This window comes from uncultured Pseudomonas sp., assembly GCF_913777995.1.
Taxonomy (GTDB): domain Bacteria; phylum Pseudomonadota; class Gammaproteobacteria; order Pseudomonadales; family Pseudomonadaceae; genus Aquipseudomonas.
Genome location: NZ_CAJYVE010000008.1, coordinates 1 through 18,255 on the forward strand (window position 1 = coordinate 1; position 18,255 = coordinate 18,255).

General features: G+C 58.3%; 14 protein-coding genes and 4 tRNA genes. All 18 read left to right on the top strand.

Translation table 11 applies throughout. The annotated features are described in order from the left end of the window. Positions 1–199: 199 nt before the first annotated feature. A complete protein-coding gene (birA, locus tag QZ497_RS01845) occupies positions 200–1,159 on the top strand; it encodes a bifunctional biotin--[acetyl-CoA-carboxylase] ligase/biotin operon repressor BirA (protein ID WP_295470563.1) in 960 nt (319 codons plus the stop codon). Then, complete coding sequence (locus QZ497_RS01850) at positions 1,149–1,898, top strand: pantothenate kinase (protein WP_295470564.1); 750 nt, start codon at positions 1,149–1,151, stop codon at positions 1,896–1,898. The genes birA and QZ497_RS01850 overlap by 11 nt, the downstream gene beginning before the upstream one ends. A gap of 7 nt (positions 1,899–1,905) precedes the next feature. Further along, positions 1,906–2,331, top strand: coding sequence for a hypothetical protein (locus QZ497_RS01855; protein WP_295470566.1), 426 nt, complete (start codon positions 1,906–1,908; stop codon positions 2,329–2,331). A gap of 142 nt (positions 2,332–2,473) precedes the next feature. Then, positions 2,474–2,558 (top strand) — tRNA-Tyr (locus QZ497_RS01860). Positions 2,559–2,583: 25 nt separating this feature from the next. Beyond that, positions 2,584–2,657 (top strand) — tRNA-Gly (locus tag QZ497_RS01865). A 26-nt stretch (positions 2,658–2,683) separates the two neighbouring features. Beyond that, a tRNA-Thr gene (locus QZ497_RS01870) sits at positions 2,684–2,759 on the top strand. Positions 2,760–2,933: 174 nt separating this feature from the next. Next, positions 2,934–3,009: transfer RNA gene (locus tag QZ497_RS01875), tRNA-Trp, on the top strand. Between the two features lie 43 nt (positions 3,010–3,052). After that, positions 3,053–3,421, top strand: a complete 369-nt coding sequence (gene secE / locus QZ497_RS01880; protein ID WP_295470567.1) for a preprotein translocase subunit SecE — start codon at positions 3,053–3,055, stop codon at positions 3,419–3,421. 9 nt (positions 3,422–3,430) lie between these two features. Continuing rightward, positions 3,431–3,964, top strand: a complete 534-nt coding sequence (gene nusG / locus QZ497_RS01885; protein ID WP_295470569.1) for a transcription termination/antitermination protein NusG — start codon at positions 3,431–3,433, stop codon at positions 3,962–3,964. A gap of 117 nt (positions 3,965–4,081) precedes the next feature. Then, positions 4,082–4,513, top strand: a complete 432-nt coding sequence (gene rplK, locus QZ497_RS01890; RefSeq protein WP_295470570.1) for a 50S ribosomal protein L11 — start codon at positions 4,082–4,084, stop codon at positions 4,511–4,513. Then, complete coding sequence (gene rplA, locus QZ497_RS01895) at positions 4,513–5,208, top strand: 50S ribosomal protein L1 (RefSeq protein WP_295470572.1); 696 nt, start codon at positions 4,513–4,515, stop codon at positions 5,206–5,208. Before rplK ends, rplA begins: the two co-directional genes overlap by 1 nt. Positions 5,209–5,404: 196 nt before the next feature. Continuing rightward, positions 5,405–5,905: a 50S ribosomal protein L10 gene (rplJ, locus tag QZ497_RS01900; protein WP_295470573.1), complete on the top strand. Its 501-nt coding sequence runs from the start codon at positions 5,405–5,407 to the stop codon at positions 5,903–5,905. Between the two features lie 78 nt (positions 5,906–5,983). Further along, positions 5,984–6,355 (top strand): 50S ribosomal protein L7/L12, encoded by a 372-nt coding sequence (gene rplL, locus QZ497_RS01905; protein ID WP_295470575.1) that lies wholly within the window; start codon positions 5,984–5,986, stop codon positions 6,353–6,355. A 219-nt stretch (positions 6,356–6,574) separates the two neighbouring features. Beyond that, positions 6,575–10,648, top strand: a complete 4,074-nt coding sequence (gene rpoB / locus QZ497_RS01910) for a DNA-directed RNA polymerase subunit beta (protein ID WP_295470577.1) — start codon at positions 6,575–6,577, stop codon at positions 10,646–10,648. A 63-nt stretch (positions 10,649–10,711) separates the two neighbouring features. Further along, positions 10,712–14,911 carry a DNA-directed RNA polymerase subunit beta' gene (gene rpoC / locus QZ497_RS01915; RefSeq protein WP_295470579.1) on the top strand — a complete coding sequence of 1,400 codons (4,200 nt, stop codon included), beginning with the start codon at positions 10,712–10,714 and terminating at the stop codon, positions 14,909–14,911. 194 nt (positions 14,912–15,105) lie between these two features. Then, positions 15,106–15,483 (top strand): 30S ribosomal protein S12, encoded by a 378-nt coding sequence (gene rpsL, locus QZ497_RS01920; RefSeq protein ID WP_045484153.1) that lies wholly within the window; start codon positions 15,106–15,108, stop codon positions 15,481–15,483. Between the two features lie 124 nt (positions 15,484–15,607). Beyond that, a complete protein-coding gene (gene rpsG / locus QZ497_RS01925; RefSeq protein ID WP_003186074.1) occupies positions 15,608–16,078 on the top strand; it encodes a 30S ribosomal protein S7 in 471 nt (156 codons plus the stop codon). Between the two features lie 30 nt (positions 16,079–16,108). Next, positions 16,109–18,238, top strand: a complete 2,130-nt coding sequence (gene fusA / locus QZ497_RS01930; protein ID WP_295470583.1) for an elongation factor G — start codon at positions 16,109–16,111, stop codon at positions 18,236–18,238. Positions 18,239–18,255 lie beyond the last annotated feature (17 nt).

Consider the following 18,255-nt stretch of genomic DNA (forward strand, 5'->3'; position numbering starts at 1 on the left):
CAGTGAAACGACACATCGCCGATGGTAGTGTGGGGCTTCCCCATGTGAGAGTAGGTCATCGTCAAGATTAAACACCAAAACCCCTGATCGCTCTGCGGTCAGGGGTTTTGCTTTTGCGCCGGGAAAAAGGCGGCCGGGTTTCTATGCATCGCCGGCCTGCGTGGCTATCATGCGTGCCTCTTTGCCAGGCGATAAGTTCATGCTCACATTGCTAAAACTCCTTGCCGACGGCGAGTTTCACTCCGGTGAGGTTTTGGGTGAGGAGTTGGGGATCAGTCGAAGCGCTGTGTGGAAGCAGTTGCAGCAGATGGTTGCGGAGCTGGGTGTCGAAGTGCACAAGGTCCGGGGCCGCGGTTACCGGCTTGCCAACCCGCTCTCCCTTCATGATGTGGCTGTGATCCAGGCAGCCGGCACGCCTCCTGGATGGTCTGTAGTTGCCCTTGAGAGTGTCGACTCCACGAATGCCGAGGCGGCTAGGCTGATTGCTTCCGATATCGCCCTTCCGGCCCTGGTCGTTGCCGAACGGCAGACTGCCGGAAGGGGGCGTCGAGGGCGGCAGTGGATAAGTCCTTTCGCAGAGAACCTCTATTTCAGTGTGCTGCTTCGCATAGAGGGCGGTATGCGCCAGCTCGAAGGGCTGAGCCTGTTGGTTGGCCTGGCGGTCGTGGAAGTGCTTCGCGAGACCGGCGTAGCGGCCGCTGGCCTCAAGTGGCCTAACGACATTCTTGTTGGGCGACGCAAGCTGGCTGGTATCCTGCTGGAGCTGATGGGGGATCCTGCCGATGTCTGTCACGTCGTCATCGGCGTGGGCATCAATGTCAACATGCAGCAGGCTGCCGAGGTTGACCAGGCCTGGACTTCTGTACGCCTGGAGACGGGGCGCCTGTCTGATCGGAACGTGCTGGCCGGACGCTTGGCTGAGCGCCTGCAGATGCATTTGGCGCGTCATCAGCGGGATGGCTTCTCAGCTTTTCAGGATGAATGGGAGCGCAATCACCTCTGGCAGGGCCGGGAGGTCTCGCTATTGTCTGGTGTAGAACGCATAGAGGGGGTTGTGCTGGGCATCGACGCTCTGGGGGCCTTGCGGCTGGAGGTAAATGGTGTGGAAAAAAGTTTCAGCGGTGGTGAGCTCAGCCTGAGGTTGCGTGATGATTCTTGAACTCGATTGTGGCAATAGCTTCATCAAGTGGCGTGTCACGGAAAAGGATAATGACGCAATCCGTGCGGGAGGCGTGGTTGACTCCGATGACGCGCTCGTGGAGCGCCTCCAGTCGCTTGTCGGGCTTGAGCTGGCTCACTGCCGTCTGGTGAGCGTGCGTACTGTCGAGGAGACTGACAGGCTGGTAAATCTGCTGGCCCAGAGGTTTTCGCTTGCTCCTGTGCGTGCAGAGCCTGCCGAGGAACTGGCTGGTGTGAAGAATGGCTACGAGGATTACCGGCGGCTGGGGCTGGATCGCTGGCTGGCCCTGGTTGCGGGGTACCAGCTCTCTTCGCGGGCTTGCCTGGTGATCGATCTGGGCACAGCCGTGACCTCTGACTTCGTTGACCATCAAGGGCTGCATCTGGGGGGGTTCATCTGCCCAGGCATGCCCCTGATGCGCAATCAGCTGCGTACCCACACCCGGCGTATTCGTTACGACGACGAGGCGGCCATGCAAGCGCTGGAGAGCCTGGCGCCTGGTCACTCCACTGCAGAAGCGGTGGAGCGCGGTTGCTCGCTGATGCTACGGGGTTTCGTGCTGTCTCAGCTTGAGATTGCCCGCCAATACTGGGGGGATGATTTCGATGTATTCGTCACCGGTGGTGATGCTGTTTTGGTGGATGATGTCATTCCAGGGGCCAGAGTGATTCCAGACCTGGTCTTTGTCGGTCTCGCCCTGGCCTGCCCGTTACGCTGAGGTTTTCATGCGCTGGCTATTTCTTCTGCTGTTGATGCTGAACATCTTCTATTACCTGTGGCACCAGCAGGAGGCGCCGCTGCGTGCCAAGGAGGTCATTCCGCTGTCCATGGCCCGTTCGGGGCAGCAGGATATTCGCCTGCTCAGTGAGTCGGGTGTGGGTGGTGCCCGGGAGCCCAAGCCGGAGTGTCAGTATCTCGGAGGCTTTACGAAGGCTGACGACATAAAGGCACTGGAGCAGCGCCTGACAAGCCTGGATATCCGTGCGCAATATCACGTGCAGCAGTCTGCAGGTGGAAATGTCTATTGGGTACAGATCAACCCTGAAAGTCGGCGGTTGGTGGGGGAGGAGTTACTAGGGCAATTGACGCATGATTTCGCCCAGTTAAAAAATCGCGTTATTTCTTGCGAAGGGGTTGCAGACCTGAATTAGTTTGCATAGAATGGCGCCCGCTTCGCAGCGATGTGTAAACAAAGTTGAGAAGCAAAATGAGTCAACGCATGTAACCTCAAGATTTAATTGAGAAAATGGTTGACAAGAGGGTGGCAGAGATTGATAATGCCGCCACAGCTCAGGAGGGGTTCCCGAGCGGCCAAAGGGATCAGACTGTAAATCTGACGTCTACGACTTCGAAGGTTCGAATCCTTCCCCCTCCACCAGATTCAGCGCGAACTGCTTGATTGCGCGGGTATAGTTTAGTGGTAGAACCTCAGCCTTCCAAGCTGATGATGCGGGTTCGATTCCCGCTACCCGCTCCAGGTTTGTGGTTCATGCTAAAAGTTTCGCTCTTGTAGCTCAGTTGGTAGAGCACACCCTTGGTAAGGGTGAGGTCAGCGGTTCAAATCCGCTCAAGAGCTCCATTATCAGAGGCAGATATGCAAATATCTGCCTTTGTTTTAAGCGGTGACGTGCGCCTTGTGCGTTTCGCTTGAGCCTTCTTTGGGGTGTGCCAGCAGCCATGTTGGTCGGTTCTCAAAAAGGGTGTTGAAAAAATCTAGTCGGGTCAGCATAATGGTCGGCCTGATTTTGCTTTTAGGTCAGTAGCTCAATTGGCAGAGCGACGGTCTCCAAAACCGTAGGTTGGGGGTTCGATTCCCTCCTGACCTGCCAGATTCTCTCGATATCTGGCTTTCTTTTCACAGGATCTCCGTAGATGAATCCCAAGGCTGAAGCATCAGACTCTCGCTTTGACCTGCTGAAGTGGCTCCTGGTAGTCGTTCTGGTGGTCGTGGGTGTTGTCGGTAATCAGTATTACTCGGCCCAGCCGATCCTGTACCGCGTTCTTGCTCTCCTCGTGATCGGTGCTGCTGCAGCCTTCATTGCGCTCCAGACCGGCAAGGGCAAGGCTTTCTTTACTCTCGCAAAGGAAGCGCGTGCAGAGATCCGTAAAGTCGTATGGCCTACGCGCCAGGAGACTGGCCAGACTACGCTGATCGTCGTGGTTGTGGTTCTGGTTATGGCGCTGCTGTTGTGGGGGCTCGATTCCCTGCTCGGTTGGCTTGTTTCCTTGATAGTTGGCTAAGGGTGTCTCGTGGCTAAGCGTTGGTACGTCGTTCATGCTTACTCGGGTTACGAGAAGCATGTCATGCGCTCGCTGATCGAGCGCGTAAAGCTGGCAGGCATGGAAGATGGCTTCGGCGAAATTCTGGTCCCCACTGAAGAAGTGGTAGAGATGCGCAACGGCCAGAAGCGCAAGAGCGAGCGTAAGTTCTTCCCTGGCTATGTGCTTGTCCAGATGGAAATGAACGAGGGGACCTGGCACTTGGTCAAGGATACCCCGCGCGTCATGGGTTTCATTGGTGGTACTGCCGACAAGCCGGCGCCCATCACTGACAAGGAGGCTGAGGCCATCCTGCGTCGCGTTGCCGATGGCAGCGACAAGCCCAAGCCGAAGACCTTGTTCGAGCCGGGCGAAGTGGTCCGCGTTACCGACGGTCCGTTCGCCGACTTCAACGGTTCGGTCGAAGAGGTTAACTACGAAAAGAGCCGCATTCAGGTTGCCGTGCTCATTTTCGGTCGCTCTACCCCGGTAGAGCTGGAGTTCAGTCAGGTCGAGAAGGTCTGATCGAACTGGAATCCCCCACCCCGCAGCCGAAGGCTGTGGGGTTTTTTCGTCACTGGGATATATGCGTAACAACCGGGGAGCCTTCATTGGCGTTCGAACCCGTAACTGGAGTGCCTCATGGCCAAGAAAATCTCTGCGTACATCAAGCTGCAAGTGAAAGCCGGTCAGGCTAACCCTAGCCCACCCGTTGGTCCTGCTCTGGGTCAGCACGGTGTAAACATCATGGAATTCTGCAAAGCGTTCAACGCCCGTACTCAGGGTCTTGAGCCAGGTCTGCCGACTCCAGTGATCATCACCGTCTACAGCGACCGTAGCTTCACCTTCGAAACCAAGAGCACCCCTGCTTCGGTTCTGCTGAAAAAAGCAGCGGGCCTGACCAGCGGTTCGGCTCGTCCTAACACCGTTAAGGTTGGCACCGTTACCCGTGCACAGCTGGAAGAGATCGCCAAGACCAAGAGCGCTGATCTGACTGCTGCTGACCTCGATGCGGCCGTGCGTACCATCGCCGGTTCCGCTCGCAGTATGGGCCTTAACGTGGAGGGTGTGTAATGGCTAAGTTGACCAAGCGTCAAAAGGCAATCGCCAGCAAGCTCGAAGCTGGCAAGGTCTACAACTTCGTTGACGCCGCTTCCCTGCTGGCCGAACTGTCGACCGTCAAGTTCAACGAGTCTTTCGACGTTGCCGTTAACCTGGGCGTCGATCCTCGTAAATCCGACCAGGTCGTACGTAGCGCTACCGTTCTGCCTCACGGCACCGGTAAGACCGTTCGCGTAGCCGTGTTCACCCAGGGCCCAGCTGCTGAAGCTGCTCTGGCTGCCGGTGCCGACCGCGTAGGTATGGACGATCTGGCTGCAGAAATGAAAGCCGGCGACCTGAACTACGACGTAGTCATCGCTTCCCCTGACGCCATGCGTGTTGTGGGTCAGCTGGGTCAGGTTCTGGGTCCTCGCGGCCTGATGCCTAACCCGAAAGTAGGTACCGTAACTCCAGACGTGGCTGGCGCCGTCAAGAACGCCAAGGCCGGTCAGGTTCGCTACCGTACCGACAAGAACGGCATCATCCACACCTCCGTTGGCAAGGTCGGCTTCGACGCCGTCAAGCTGAAGGAAAACGTTGAAGCCCTGATCGCTGATCTGAAGCGTATCAAGCCAGCTTCTTCGAAAGGTATCTACGTCAAGCGCGTAACCCTGAGCACCACCATGGGCCCAGGTCTGGTCATCGATCAGAGCTCGCTGGACGCGTAACACGCGATGGCGCGGTACGCCGCGCCATCCACATGATTGGGGTCCCTGCCTGGCGGGGGCTGTCCAAGACCGTAGGCGACGCAAGTCTTAAACCACAAGCCTACGCAGATGGTGCTCCCGGTTCCTTACCGAATCAGACACCAAAACGACATCCGGCTCCGGCTGGATGAAACGGTAACAAGCAGGAGTTAAACCCGTGGCAATTAAACTCGAAGACAAGAAGGCCATCGTCGCTGAAGTCAACGAGGCTGCCAAAGCTGCTCTGTCCGCTGTCGTGGCTGATGCCCGTGGTGTGACAGTAGGCGCTATGACCGGACTCCGTAAAGAGGCTCGTGAAGCTGGCGTTTACGTACGTGTCGTACGTAACACCCTGCTCAAGCGCGCTGTTGCTGACACTGAATACAGTGTCCTCAACGATGCGTTCACCGGCCCGACCTTGATCGCGTTCTCCAACGAGCACCCGGGCGCTGCTGCCCGTCTGTTCAAGGAATTCGCCAAAGGTCAGGACAAGTTCGAGATCAAGGCAGCTGCGTTCGAGGGCAAGTTCCTCGCAGCTAATCAGATCGACGTACTGGCAAGCCTGCCGACCCGCGACGAAGCCATTGCACAGCTGATGAGCGTTATTCAAGGCGCTACCAGCAAGCTGGCTCGTACTCTGGCGGCCATTCGCGACCAGAAAGAAGCGGCTGCAGCCTGAGGCTGAAAGCTCTTCTCACGCGTTTTTGTTTATTTCGATGGTCGCGTAGGCCGTCCCCCAATTCAGGAAATTTGAGTCATGTCCATCTCTCAAGAAGATATCCTTAACGCCGTTGCCGAGATGTCCGTTCTGCAAGTCGTAGAACTGATCAAGGCCTTCGAAGAGAAGTTCGGTGTTACCGCTGCTGCCGCCGTTGCTGCTGGTCCAGCTGCTGGCGCTGCTGCTGCTGTTGAAGAGCAGACCGAGTTCAACGTTGTTCTGGCTGAAGCCGGCGACAAGAAAGTGAACGTGATCAAGGCAGTTCGTGAACTGACCGGTCTGGGCCTGAAAGAAGCCAAGGCTGCCGTTGACGGCGCTCCAGCTACCGTTCTGGAAGGCGTTGACAAAGCCACCGCCGACAAGGCTAAGGCTGCTCTGGAAGAAGCAGGCGCTAAAGTCGAGCTGAAATAAGCATCGACCTTGAGCGTCCAGCCCAAGCGTTGAGCAGAAGGCTGATGGCTGGTGGCTTTTGCCACCGGCCTTTTTCCGTTATAGACGTGTGGCAAGGCCGCCCTCTATAACGTGCAGGTACCACCGACACGGTGGCGCAAACCAAGAAGGTTTGCAGATTTTCTGGCTGCTTCCGTCGGGAGGAGCCAAACAGGCAGGTGACCAAGCTGGGGAACGCTGATGGCTTACTCATACACTGAGAAAAAACGTATCCGCAAGGACTTTAGCAAGTTGCCGGACGTAATGGATGTGCCGTATCTCCTGGCCATCCAGCTGGATTCGTATCGTGAATTCCTGCAGGCGGGAGCGACCAAAGATCAGTTCCGCGACGTCGGTCTGCATGCAGCCTTCAAATCCGTTTTCCCGATCATCAGCTACTCCGGCAATGCTGCCCTGGAGTACGTAGGTTATCGCTTGGGCGAACCGGCATTTGATGTCAAGGAGTGCGTGCTGCGTGGCGTGACTTACGCCGTACCGCTGCGGGTCAAGGTTCGTCTGATCATTTTCGACAAAGAATCGTCGAACAAAGCGATCAAGGACATCAAAGAGCAAGAAGTCTACATGGGTGAAATTCCCCTGATGACTGAAAACGGTACCTTCGTCATCAACGGTACCGAGCGTGTAATCGTGTCCCAGCTGCACCGTTCGCCTGGTGTGTTCTTCGACCACGACCGTGGCAAGACTCACAGCTCCGGCAAGCTGCTGTACTCCGCTCGCATCATTCCATACCGCGGTTCCTGGCTGGACTTCGAGTTCGACCCGAAGGACTGCGTATTCGTGCGTATCGACCGTCGCCGCAAACTGCCGGCGTCCGTACTGCTGCGCGCGCTCGGCTACACCACCGAACAGGTGCTGGATGCCTTCTACACCACCAACGTATTCCATGTGCGCGAGCAAGGCCTGAGCCTGGAGCTGGTGCCTCAGCGTCTGCGTGGTGAAGTCGCCGTCCTGGACATCAAGGACGAGAGCGGCAAGGTTATTGTCGAGCAGGGTCGCCGTATCACTGCCCGTCACATCAACCAGCTGGAAAAAGCCGGTATCAAAGAGCTGGAAGTGCCCCTGGAATACGTTCTGGGTCGCACCACCGCCAAGGTCATCGTGCATCCGGCTACCGGCGAGATCATCGCCGAGTGCAATACCGAGCTGACCACCGACCTGCTGGCCAAGATCGCCAAGGCCCAGGTGGTTCGCATCGAGACCCTGTACACCAACGACATCGACTGCGGTCCGTTCATCTCCGACACGCTGAAGATCGACTCCACCAGCAACCAACTGGAAGCTCTGGTCGAGATCTACCGCATGATGCGTCCTGGCGAGCCGCCAACCAAGGATGCCGCCGAGACCCTATTCAACAACCTGTTCTTCAGTGCCGAGCGCTACGACCTGTCTGCCGTCGGCCGCATGAAGTTCAACCGTCGTATCGGTCGCACCGAAATCGAAGGTTCGGGTGTGCTGTGCAAGGAAGACATCGTCGAGGTTCTCAAGACCCTGGTCGACATCCGTAACGGCAAAGGTATCGTCGATGACATCGACCACCTGGGTAACCGTCGCGTGCGTTGCGTTGGCGAGATGGCCGAGAACCAGTTCCGTGTGGGCCTGGTGCGCGTCGAGCGTGCGGTCAAGGAACGTCTGTCGATGGCCGAAAGCGAAGGCCTGATGCCTCAGGACCTGATCAACGCCAAGCCGGTCGCGGCAGCGGTGAAGGAGTTCTTCGGTTCCAGCCAGCTGTCGCAGTTCATGGACCAGAACAACCCGCTGTCCGAGATCACCCACAAGCGCCGTGTCTCCGCTCTCGGCCCAGGTGGTCTGACTCGTGAACGCGCCGGCTTCGAAGTCCGTGACGTACACCCGACCCACTACGGCCGTGTGTGCCCGATCGAGACCCCTGAAGGTCCGAACATCGGTCTGATCAACTCCCTGGCGGCTTATGCCCGCACCAACCAGTACGGCTTCCTGGAAAGCCCGTACCGCGTGGTGAAAGATGGCCTGGTCACCGACGAGATCGTGTTCCTGTCGGCGATCGAAGAAGCCGACCACGTCATCGCCCAGGCTTCGGCCACGATGAACGAGAAGCAGGAGCTGATCGACGAGCTGGTTGCCGTTCGTCACCTGAACGAATTCACCGTCAAGGCACCTGCCGACGTCACCCTGATGGACGTCTCGCCCAAGCAGGTTGTCTCGGTTGCAGCCTCGCTGATTCCGTTCCTCGAGCACGACGACGCCAACCGTGCGTTGATGGGTTCGAACATGCAGCGTCAAGCCGTTCCAACCCTGCGTGCCGACAAGCCGCTGGTGGGTACCGGTATGGAGCGTAACGTGGCCCGCGACTCCGGCGTTTGCGTCGTGGCGCGTCGTGGCGGCGTGATCGATTCCGTGGATGCCAGCCGTATCGTGGTCCGCGTGGCCGACGACGAAGTCGAGACCGGCGAAGCCGGTGTGGATATCTACAACCTGACCAAGTACACCCGTTCGAACCAGAACACCTGCATCAACCAGCGTCCGCTGGTGAACCGCGGTGATGTGGTTCAGCGTGGCGACATCATGGCCGACGGCCCGTCCACCGACATGGGTGAGCTGGCTCTGGGTCAGAACATGCGCATCGCGTTCATGGCGTGGAACGGCTTCAACTTCGAAGACTCCATCTGCCTGTCCGAGCGTGTGGTTCAGGAAGACCGCTTCACCACCATCCACATTCAGGAACTGACCTGTGTGGCGCGTGACACCAAGCTTGGCCCAGAAGAAATCACCGCGGACATCCCGAACGTGGGTGAGGCTGCGCTGAACAAGCTGGACGAAGCCGGTATCGTCTACGTCGGTGCCGAAGTGGCCGCTGGCGACATCCTGGTCGGCAAGGTCACGCCAAAAGGCGAAACCCAGCTGACTCCGGAAGAGAAACTGCTGCGCGCGATCTTCGGTGAGAAGGCCAGCGACGTCAAAGACACCTCGCTGCGCGTACCAACCGGTACCAAGGGCACCGTCATCGACGTCCAGGTGTTCACCCGTGACGGCGTAGAGCGTGACTCCCGCGCGCTGTCCATCGAGAAGGCGCAGCTGGACGAGATCCGCAAGGACCTCAACGAAGAGTTCCGCATTGTCGAAGGCGCGACCTTCGAGCGTCTGCGTTCTGCCCTGGTGGGTCGTACCGTGGAAGGTGGTGCCGGCCTGAAGAAAGGCCAGGAAATCACCGACGAGATCCTCAACGGTCTGGAGCATGGTCAGTGGTTCAAACTGCGCATGACCGAAGACGCGCTGAACGAACAGCTGGAAAAAGCCCAGGCCTACATCGTCGACCGTCGTCGTCTGCTGGACGACAAGTTCGAAGACAAGAAGCGCAAGCTGCAGCAAGGCGATGACCTGGCTCCAGGCGTACTGAAGATCGTCAAGGTCTACCTGGCTATCCGCCGTCGTATCCAGCCGGGCGACAAGATGGCCGGTCGTCACGGTAACAAGGGTGTGGTCTCGGTGATCATGCCGGTCGAAGACATGCCGCACGACGCCAACGGTACTCCGGTGGACATCGTACTGAACCCGTTGGGCGTACCTTCGCGTATGAACGTCGGTCAGATCCTCGAAACCCACCTGGGCCTCGCGGCCAAGGGCCTGGGCGAGAAGATCAACCGCATGCTCGAAGAGCAGCGCAAGGTCATCGAGCTGCGCAAGTTCCTGGCCGAGATCTACAACGAGATCGGTGGTCGCCAGGAAAACCTCGACAGCTTCTCCGATCAGGAGATCCTGGATCTGGCGAAGAACCTGCGCAACGGCGTTCCTATGGCCACCCCGGTATTCGACGGTGCCAAAGAGCGTGAGATCAAGGCGATGCTGCGTCTGGCAGACATGCCTGACAGCGGTCAGATGCAGCTGTTCGATGGCCGTACCGGCAACAAGTTCGAGCGCGCTGTCACCGTTGGCTACATGTACATGCTGAAACTGAACCACCTGGTGGACGACAAGATGCACGCGCGTTCCACGGGTTCCTACAGCCTGGTTACCCAGCAGCCGCTGGGTGGTAAGGCGCAGTTCGGTGGTCAGCGTTTCGGGGAGATGGAAGTCTGGGCGCTGGAAGCATACGGCGCGGCTTACACTCTGCAGGAAATGCTCACAGTGAAGTCGGACGACGTGAACGGCCGTACCAAGATGTACAAGAACATCGTGGATGGTGATCACCGTATGGAGCCGGGCATGCCCGAGTCCTTCAACGTGTTGATCAAAGAGATCCGTTCTCTCGGTATCGATATCGATCTGGAAACCGAATAACACGTGACGTGAATGGGAGCAGGGCGGTACTGCCTGCTCCTTGCTCCGCCAGGAGGAAAGGCCTTGAAAGACCTACTGAATCTGTTGAAAAACCAGGGTCAAGTCGAAGAGTTCGACGCTATCCGCATCGGACTGGCGTCGCCTGAGATGATCCGTTCGTGGTCGTTCGGTGAAGTTAAGAAGCCGGAGACCATCAACTACCGTACGTTCAAGCCTGAGCGTGACGGCCTGTTCTGCGCCAAGATCTTTGGCCCGGTCAAGGACTACGAGTGCCTGTGCGGCAAGTACAAGCGCCTCAAGCATCGCGGCGTGATCTGCGAGAAGTGCGGCGTTGAAGTTGCCCTGGCCAAGGTCCGTCGTGAGCGCATGGCGCACATCGAACTGGCCTCTCCAGTTGCCCACATCTGGTTCCTGAAATCGCTGCCGTCCCGTATCGGCCTGCTGATGGACATGACCCTGCGTGACATCGAGCGCGTGCTCTACTTCGAGAGCTACGTAGTGATCGACCCGGGCATGACCACCCTCGAAAAAGGCCAACTGCTGAACGACGAGCAGTACTTCGAAGCCCTCGAAGAGTTCGGTGACGACTTCGACGCCCGCATGGGTGCCGAGGCTGTCCGCGAGCTGCTGCACGCCATTGACCTGGAGCACGAGATCGGTCGCCTGCGCGAAGAGATTCCGCAGACCAACTCGGAAACCAAGATCAAGAAGCTGTCCAAGCGTCTGAAGCTGATGGAAGCCTTCCAGGGCTCCGGCAACCTGCCTGAGTGGATGGTGTTGACCGTTCTGCCGGTTCTGCCGCCAGATCTGCGTCCACTGGTTCCTCTGGACGGCGGCCGCTTCGCGACTTCCGATCTCAACGATCTGTATCGTCGCGTCATCAACCGTAACAACCGTCTGAAGCGTCTGCTGGACCTGTCGGCTCCTGACATCATCGTGCGCAACGAAAAGCGCATGCTGCAGGAAGCGGTCGACGCCCTGCTCGACAACGGTCGTCGCGGTCGTGCCATCACCGGTTCCAACAAGCGTCCTCTGAAATCCCTGGCTGACATGATCAAGGGTAAGCAGGGTCGTTTCCGTCAGAACCTGCTCGGTAAGCGTGTTGACTACTCCGGCCGTTCGGTTATTACCGTAGGTCCGACCCTGCGCCTGCATCAGTGCGGCCTGCCCAAGAAGATGGCTCTGGAGCTGTTCAAGCCGTTCATCTTCGGCAAGCTGGAAATGCGCGGCCTGGCCACCACCATCAAGGCGGCCAAGAAAATGGTCGAGCGCGAACTGCCAGAGGTCTGGGACGTTCTCGCCGAAGTGATCCGCGAACACCCCGTGCTGCTCAACCGTGCACCTACCCTGCACCGTCTGGGTATCCAGGCGTTCGAGCCCGTGCTGATCGAAGGTAAGGCCATCCAGCTGCACCCATTGGTGTGTGCGGCCTATAACGCCGACTTCGACGGTGACCAGATGGCGGTGCACGTACCGCTGACCCTGGAAGCCCAGCTCGAAGCCCGTGCGCTGATGATGTCGACCAACAACATCCTGTCGCCGGCGAGCGGTGATCCGATCATCGTTCCTTCCCAGGACGTGGTACTGGGTCTGTACTACATGACCCGCGAGGCCATCAACGCCAAGGGCGAAGGTCGCGTGTTCGCCGACCTGCAGGAAGTCGACCGCGTATTCCGCGCCGGCGAGGCTGCCCTGCACGCCAAGATCAAGGTCCGTATCAACGAGACCGTGAATGATCGTGACGGCAACAGCGTGAAGAACACTCGTATCGTCGACACCACCGTCGGCCGTGCGCTGCTGTTCCAGGTTGTACCGGCCGGCCTGTCGTTCGACGTGGTCAACCAGCCGATGAAGAAGAAGGCGATCTCCAAGCTGATCAACCAGTGCTATCGCGTGGTGGGTCTGAAGGACACCGTTATCTTCGCTGACCAGCTGATGTACACCGGTTTCGCCTACTCGACGATTTCCGGCGTGTCCATCGGCGTGAACGACTTCGTCATTCCGGATGAGAAAGCGCGCATCATCGATGCCGCCACCACCGAAGTGAAGGAAATCGAAAGCCAGTACGCCTCCGGCCTGGTAACTCAGGGCGAGAAGTACAACAAGGTCATCGACCTGTGGTCGAAGGCCAACGACGAAGTGTCCAAGGCGATGATGTCCAACCTCTCGAAAGAGAAGGTGATCGATCGCACCGGCGCCGAAGTCGAGCAGGAATCGTTCAACTCGATGTACATGATGGCCGACTCCGGTGCGCGGGGTTCCGCAGCCCAGATCCGTCAGCTGGCCGGTATGCGTGGTCTGATGGCCAAGCCGGACGGCTCCATCATCGAGACGCCGATCACTGCGAACTTCCGTGAAGGTCTGAGCGTACTCCAGTACTTCATCTCGACTCACGGTGCTCGTAAAGGTCTGGCGGATACCGCACTGAAGACCGCGAACTCCGGTTACCTGACCCGTCGTCTGGTCGACGTGGCGCAGGACCTGGTCGTGACCGAAGTCGACTGTGGTACCGAGCAGGGCCTGGTCATGACGCCGCACATTGAAGGCGGCGACGTGGTCGAGCCGCTGGGTGAGCGCGTACTGGGTCGTGTGATCGCTCGCGACGTGTTCAAGCCTGGCACCGAGGACGTCATCGTTCCGGCCGGCACCCTGGTCGACGAGAAGTGGGTCGAGTTCATCGAGCTGAACAGCATCGACGAAGTGGTCGTGCGCTCGCCGATCAGCTGCGAAACCCGTTTCGGCATCTGCGCCAAGTGCTACGGTCGTGACCTGGCGCGCGGCCACCTGGTGAACATCGGTGAAGCGGTCGGCGTTATCGCTGCCCAGTCCATCGGTGAGCCGGGTACCCAGCTGACCATGCGTACCTTCCACATCGGTGGTGCGGCCAGCCGGACCTCGGCGGCCGACAGCGTACAAGTGAAGAACGGCGGTACCGTGCGTCTGCATAACCTGAAGCACGTAGAGCGTGTGGACGGTCACCTGGTAGCGGTTTCCCGTTCCGGTGAGCTGGCCATCGCCGACGAGTTCGGTCGTGAGCGCGAGCGCTACAAGCTGCCTTACGGTGCGGTGATCTCGGTGAAGGAAGGCGACAAGGTCGACGCTGGCTCCATCGTGGCCAAGTGGGACCCGCATACCCACCCGATCGTTACCGAAATGAAAGGTACCGTGACCTACGTGGGCATGGAAGAAGGCATTACCATCAAGCGTCAGACCGACGAACTGACTGGTATGACCATCATCGAAGTCCTGGACGTGAAAGACCGTCCGGCGGCTGGCAAGGACATCCGTCCTGCAGTGAAGATGGTTGGCCTCGACGGCAAGGACCTGATGCTGCCGGGTACCGACGTACCTGCCCAGTACTTCCTGCCGGCGAACGCTCTGGTCAACGTGGCTGACGGTGCACAGATCGCGATCGGTGACGTTATCGCGCGTATTCCGCAAGAAACCTCGAAGACCCGTGACATCACCGGTGGTCTGCCTCGCGTTGCCGACCTGTTCGAAGCGCGTCGTCCGAAAGAAGCGTCGATCCTGGCGGAAGTCAGCGGCACCATCGCGTTCGGCAAGGAAACCAAGGGCAAGCGTCGCCTGGTCATCACCCCGGTCGATGGCAGCGAGCCATACGAAGAGCTGATTCCGAAATGGCGTCACCTCAACGTGTTCGAGGGTGAACAGGTCAACCGCGGCGAAGTGATCTCCGACGGTCCTAGCGATCCGCACGACATCCTGCGTCTGCTGGGCGTCAGCGCGCTGGCCAAGTACATCGTCAACGAGATCCAGGACGTTTACCGTCTGCAGGGCGTGAAGATCAACGACAAGCACATCGAGACCATCCTGCGTCAGATGCTGCGTAAAGTCGAAGTGAGCGAAGCCGGCGACTCGAGCTTCATCAAAGGCGACCAGGTCGAACTGACCCAGGTACTGGGTGAGAACGAGCGTCTGGCGGCCGATGACAAGTTCATTGCCAAGTTCACTCGCGTGCTGCTGGGTATCACCAAGGCCTCGCTGTCGACCGAGTCGTTCATTTCCGCGGCCTCCTTCCAGGAGACCACCCGCGTTCTGACCGAAGCGGCCGTCACCGGCAAGCGCGATTACCTGCGCGGCCTGAAGGAGAACGTTGTCGTGGGTCGCCTGATCCCGGCAGGTACCGGTCTGGCCTATCACAGCGAGCGCAAGCGTCGCCGTGACATCGACAAGCCACTGCGCGTCAGCGCAAGCGAAGTCGAGGCCGCTCTGACCGAGGCGTTGAACTCCAGCGGTAACTAAGGGCTGGCCCCGCTCTTGCTCGATGATCGATGCCGTCAGGCGTCGGTCGTCTAGCGAAGAGGGCGGGTGCCTGCCTTGACTGGGGGCGGGATCCTCTTTAGACTCTTGTACCCCTAAATTTGGCAGGGCCTAACGCCCTGTCATTTGCTTTCTTGCAGGCAATAGCGTCTGCAAGTCAACAGTGGAGCTAGTAGATGGCAACTATCAACCAGCTGGTACGTCAGCCGCGCAAGCGTATCGTCGAGAAATCCGACGTTCCTGCGCTGCAGAACTGCCCGCAACGTCGTGGCGTGTGCACTCGCGTGTACACCACTACGCCGAAAAAACCTAACTCGGCACTGCGTAAAGTATGCCGTGTGCGTCTGACCAACGGTTTCGAGGTTTCCTCGTACATCGGTGGTGAAGGCCACAACCTGCAAGAGCACAGCGTGGTTCTGATCCGTGGCGGTCGTGTAAAAGACTTGCCAGGTGTTCGTTACCACACCGTTCGCGGTTCTCTGGATACTTCCGGCGTCAAGGGTCGTAACCAGGGCCGTTCGAAATACGGTACCAAGAAGCCTAAGAAGGCCTGATTGGCTTTCGCTTCTGACTGAATTTGCTTTTTTCTATTTTTTTGAGTCGATAAGAGTAAGGTCGGGCAAATTCCTCCGGAATGCTTGTCCCGGGCTAACCTGAAGACCGTTTGAGGGCTTATCCATGCCAAGAAGACGCGTAGCAGCAAAACGCGAGATCCTTGACGATCCGAAATACGGAAGCCAAATCCTGGCGAAGTTCATGAACCACGTGATGGAAAGCGGCAAGAAAGCCGTTGCCGAACGTATCGTTTATGGCGCGCTGGACAAGGTTAAAGAGCGCAAGAACAGCGACCCCCTGGAAATCTTCGAGAAAGCTCTCGACGCCATCGCTCCGCTGGTCGAAGTGAAGTCGCGCCGTGTTGGTGGTGCGACCTACCAGGTTCCTGTCGAAGTTCGTCCGTCCCGCCGTAACGCGCTGGCAATGCGCTGGCTGGTAGACTTCGCCCGCAAGCGCGGCGAGAAGTCCATGGCGCTGCGCCTGGCTGGCGAGCTGCTGGATGCTGCCGAAGGCAAAGGTGCTGCTGTGAAGAAGCGTGAAGACGTTCACCGTATGGCCGAAGCCAACAAGGCTTTCTCGCACTACCGCTTCTAATTTCGGCTTCAATCTTTTTGCGAGGGCTTTATGGCTCGTACTACTGCAATCAACCGCTACCGTAACATTGGTATCTGTGCTCACGTTGACGCGGGCAAGACCACCACTACCGAGCGGATCCTGTACTACACAGGCCTGAGCCACAAGATCGGCGAAGTTCACGACGGCGCCGCGACCACCGACTGGATGGTGCAAGAGCAGGAGCGGGGTATCACCATTACCTCCGCTGCGATCACCACCTTCTGGAAAGGTTCTCGTGGTCAGTATGACAACTACCGCGTAAACGTCATCGATACCCCCGGCCACGTTGACTTCACCATTGAAGTTGAGCGTTCGCTGCGCGTACTCGACGGCGCGGTCGTTGTGTTCTGCGGCACCTCCGGTGTCGAGCCTCAGTCTGAAACCGTATGGCGTCAGGCGAACAAGTACAACGTTCCACGTATCGTCTACGTGAACAAGATGGACCGTGCTGGCGCTGACTTCATGCGCGTTGTCGGTCAGATCAAGAACCGTCTGGGTCACACCCCGGTTCCGATCCAGATCGCCATCGGTTCGGAAGAAAACTTCGCTGGTCAGGTCGACCTGATCAAGATGAAGGCCATCTACTGGAACGAAGACGACAAGGGCACCACCTATCGTGAGGAAGAAATTCCTGCCGAGCTGGTTGCTGCTGCCGAAGAGTGGCGCTCCAACATGGTTGAAGCGGCTGCCGAGTCCAGCGAAGAGCTGATGAACAAGTACCTTGAAGAAGGTGAACTGACTGCGGAAGAGATCAAGGCTGGTCTGCGTGCGCGCACCCTGGCTGGTGAAATCGTTCCTGCGGTTTGCGGTTCTTCCTTCAAGAACAAGGGCGTTCCTCTGGTTCTCGACGCGGTCATCGACTTCCTGCCTGCTCCAACCGAGATCGCTGCGATTCAGGGCGTCCACCCGGACAGCACTGACGACAACGAGATCCACGACGAGCGTCATGCAGATGACAACGAGCCGTTCTCGGCTCTGGCGTTCAAGATCGCTACCGACCCATTCGTGGGTACTCTGACTTTCGTGCGCGTCTACTCGGGCTTCCTGAGCTCCGGTGACTCCGTGATCAACTCGGTCAAGGGCAAGAAAGAGCGCGTTGGTCGTATGGTGCAGATGCACGCGAACCAGCGTGAAGAGATCAAGGAAGTACGCGCTGGTGACATCGCGGCCCTGATCGGTATGAAGGATGTGACCACTGGTGACACCCTGTGCGACATCGAGAAGCCAATCATCCTCGAGCGTATGGACTTCCCAGAGCCTGTGATTTCGGTTGCTGTAGAGCCGAAGACCAAGGCTGACCAGGAGAAGATGGGTATCGCTCTGGGCAAACTGGCCCAGGAAGACCCTTCGTTCCGCGTCAAGACCGACGAAGAGACCGGTCAGACCATCATCTCCGGTATGGGTGAGCTGCACCTGGACATTCTCGTTGACCGCATGAAGCGCGAGTTCAACGTAGAAGCCAACATCGGTAAGCCGCAGGTTTCCTACCGTGAAACCATCACCAAGGACGCTGTCGAGATCGAAGGCAAGTTCGTTCGTCAGTCCGGTGGTCGCGGTCAGTTCGGTCACTGCTGGATTCGCTTCTCGACTCCGGACGTGGACGACAAGGGCAACATCACCGAAGGTCTGGTCTTCACCAACGAAGTCGTTGGCGGTGTGGTTCCGAAGGAATACATCCCTGCGATCCAGAAGGGTATCGAAGAGCAGATGAAGAACGGCGTCGTTGCCGGCTATCCGCTGATCGGCCTGAAGGCTACCGTGTTCGATGGTTCCTACCACGACGTCGACTCCAACGAGATGGCGTTCAAGATCGCTGCTTCCATGGCGACCAAGCAACTGGCCCAGAAGGGCGGTGGTAAGGTGCTTGAGCCGATCATGAAGGTCGAGGTGGTGACCCCTGAGGACTACATGGGTGACGTGATGGGTGACCTGAACCGTCGTCGTGGTCTGATCCAGGGTATGGAAGACTCGGTCTCCGGCAAGGTTATCCGTGCTGAAGTGCCGCTCGGAGAAATGTTCGGTTATGCGACCGACGTTCGTTCCATGTCTCAGGGTCGCGCGAGCTACTCCATGGAATTCTCCAAATACGCTGAAGCTCCGTCGAACATCGTCGAAGCACTCGTCAAAAAACAAGGTTGATTCAACCCCCTTTAGGC

Excerpts from the sequence above, each read along its gene's own strand:
- birA (WP_295470563.1), top strand. The coding sequence starts at position 200 with ATGCTCACATTGCTAAAACTCCTTGCCGACGGCGAGTTTCACTCCGGT.
- QZ497_RS01850 (WP_295470564.1), top strand. The coding sequence starts at position 1,149 with ATGATTCTTGAACTCGATTGTGGCAATAGCTTCATCAAGTGGCGTGTC.
- QZ497_RS01855 (WP_295470566.1), top strand. The coding sequence starts at position 1,906 with ATGCGCTGGCTATTTCTTCTGCTGTTGATGCTGAACATCTTCTATTAC.
- secE (WP_295470567.1), top strand. The coding sequence starts at position 3,053 with ATGAATCCCAAGGCTGAAGCATCAGACTCTCGCTTTGACCTGCTGAAG.
- rplK (WP_295470570.1), top strand. The coding sequence starts at position 4,082 with ATGGCCAAGAAAATCTCTGCGTACATCAAGCTGCAAGTGAAAGCCGGT.
- rplA (WP_295470572.1), top strand. The coding sequence starts at position 4,513 with ATGGCTAAGTTGACCAAGCGTCAAAAGGCAATCGCCAGCAAGCTCGAA.
- rplL (WP_295470575.1), top strand. The coding sequence starts at position 5,984 with ATGTCCATCTCTCAAGAAGATATCCTTAACGCCGTTGCCGAGATGTCC.
- rpoB (WP_295470577.1), top strand. The coding sequence starts at position 6,575 with ATGGCTTACTCATACACTGAGAAAAAACGTATCCGCAAGGACTTTAGC.
- rpsL (WP_045484153.1), top strand. The coding sequence starts at position 15,106 with ATGGCAACTATCAACCAGCTGGTACGTCAGCCGCGCAAGCGTATCGTC.
- rpsG (WP_003186074.1), top strand. The coding sequence starts at position 15,608 with ATGCCAAGAAGACGCGTAGCAGCAAAACGCGAGATCCTTGACGATCCG.
- fusA (WP_295470583.1), top strand. The coding sequence starts at position 16,109 with ATGGCTCGTACTACTGCAATCAACCGCTACCGTAACATTGGTATCTGT.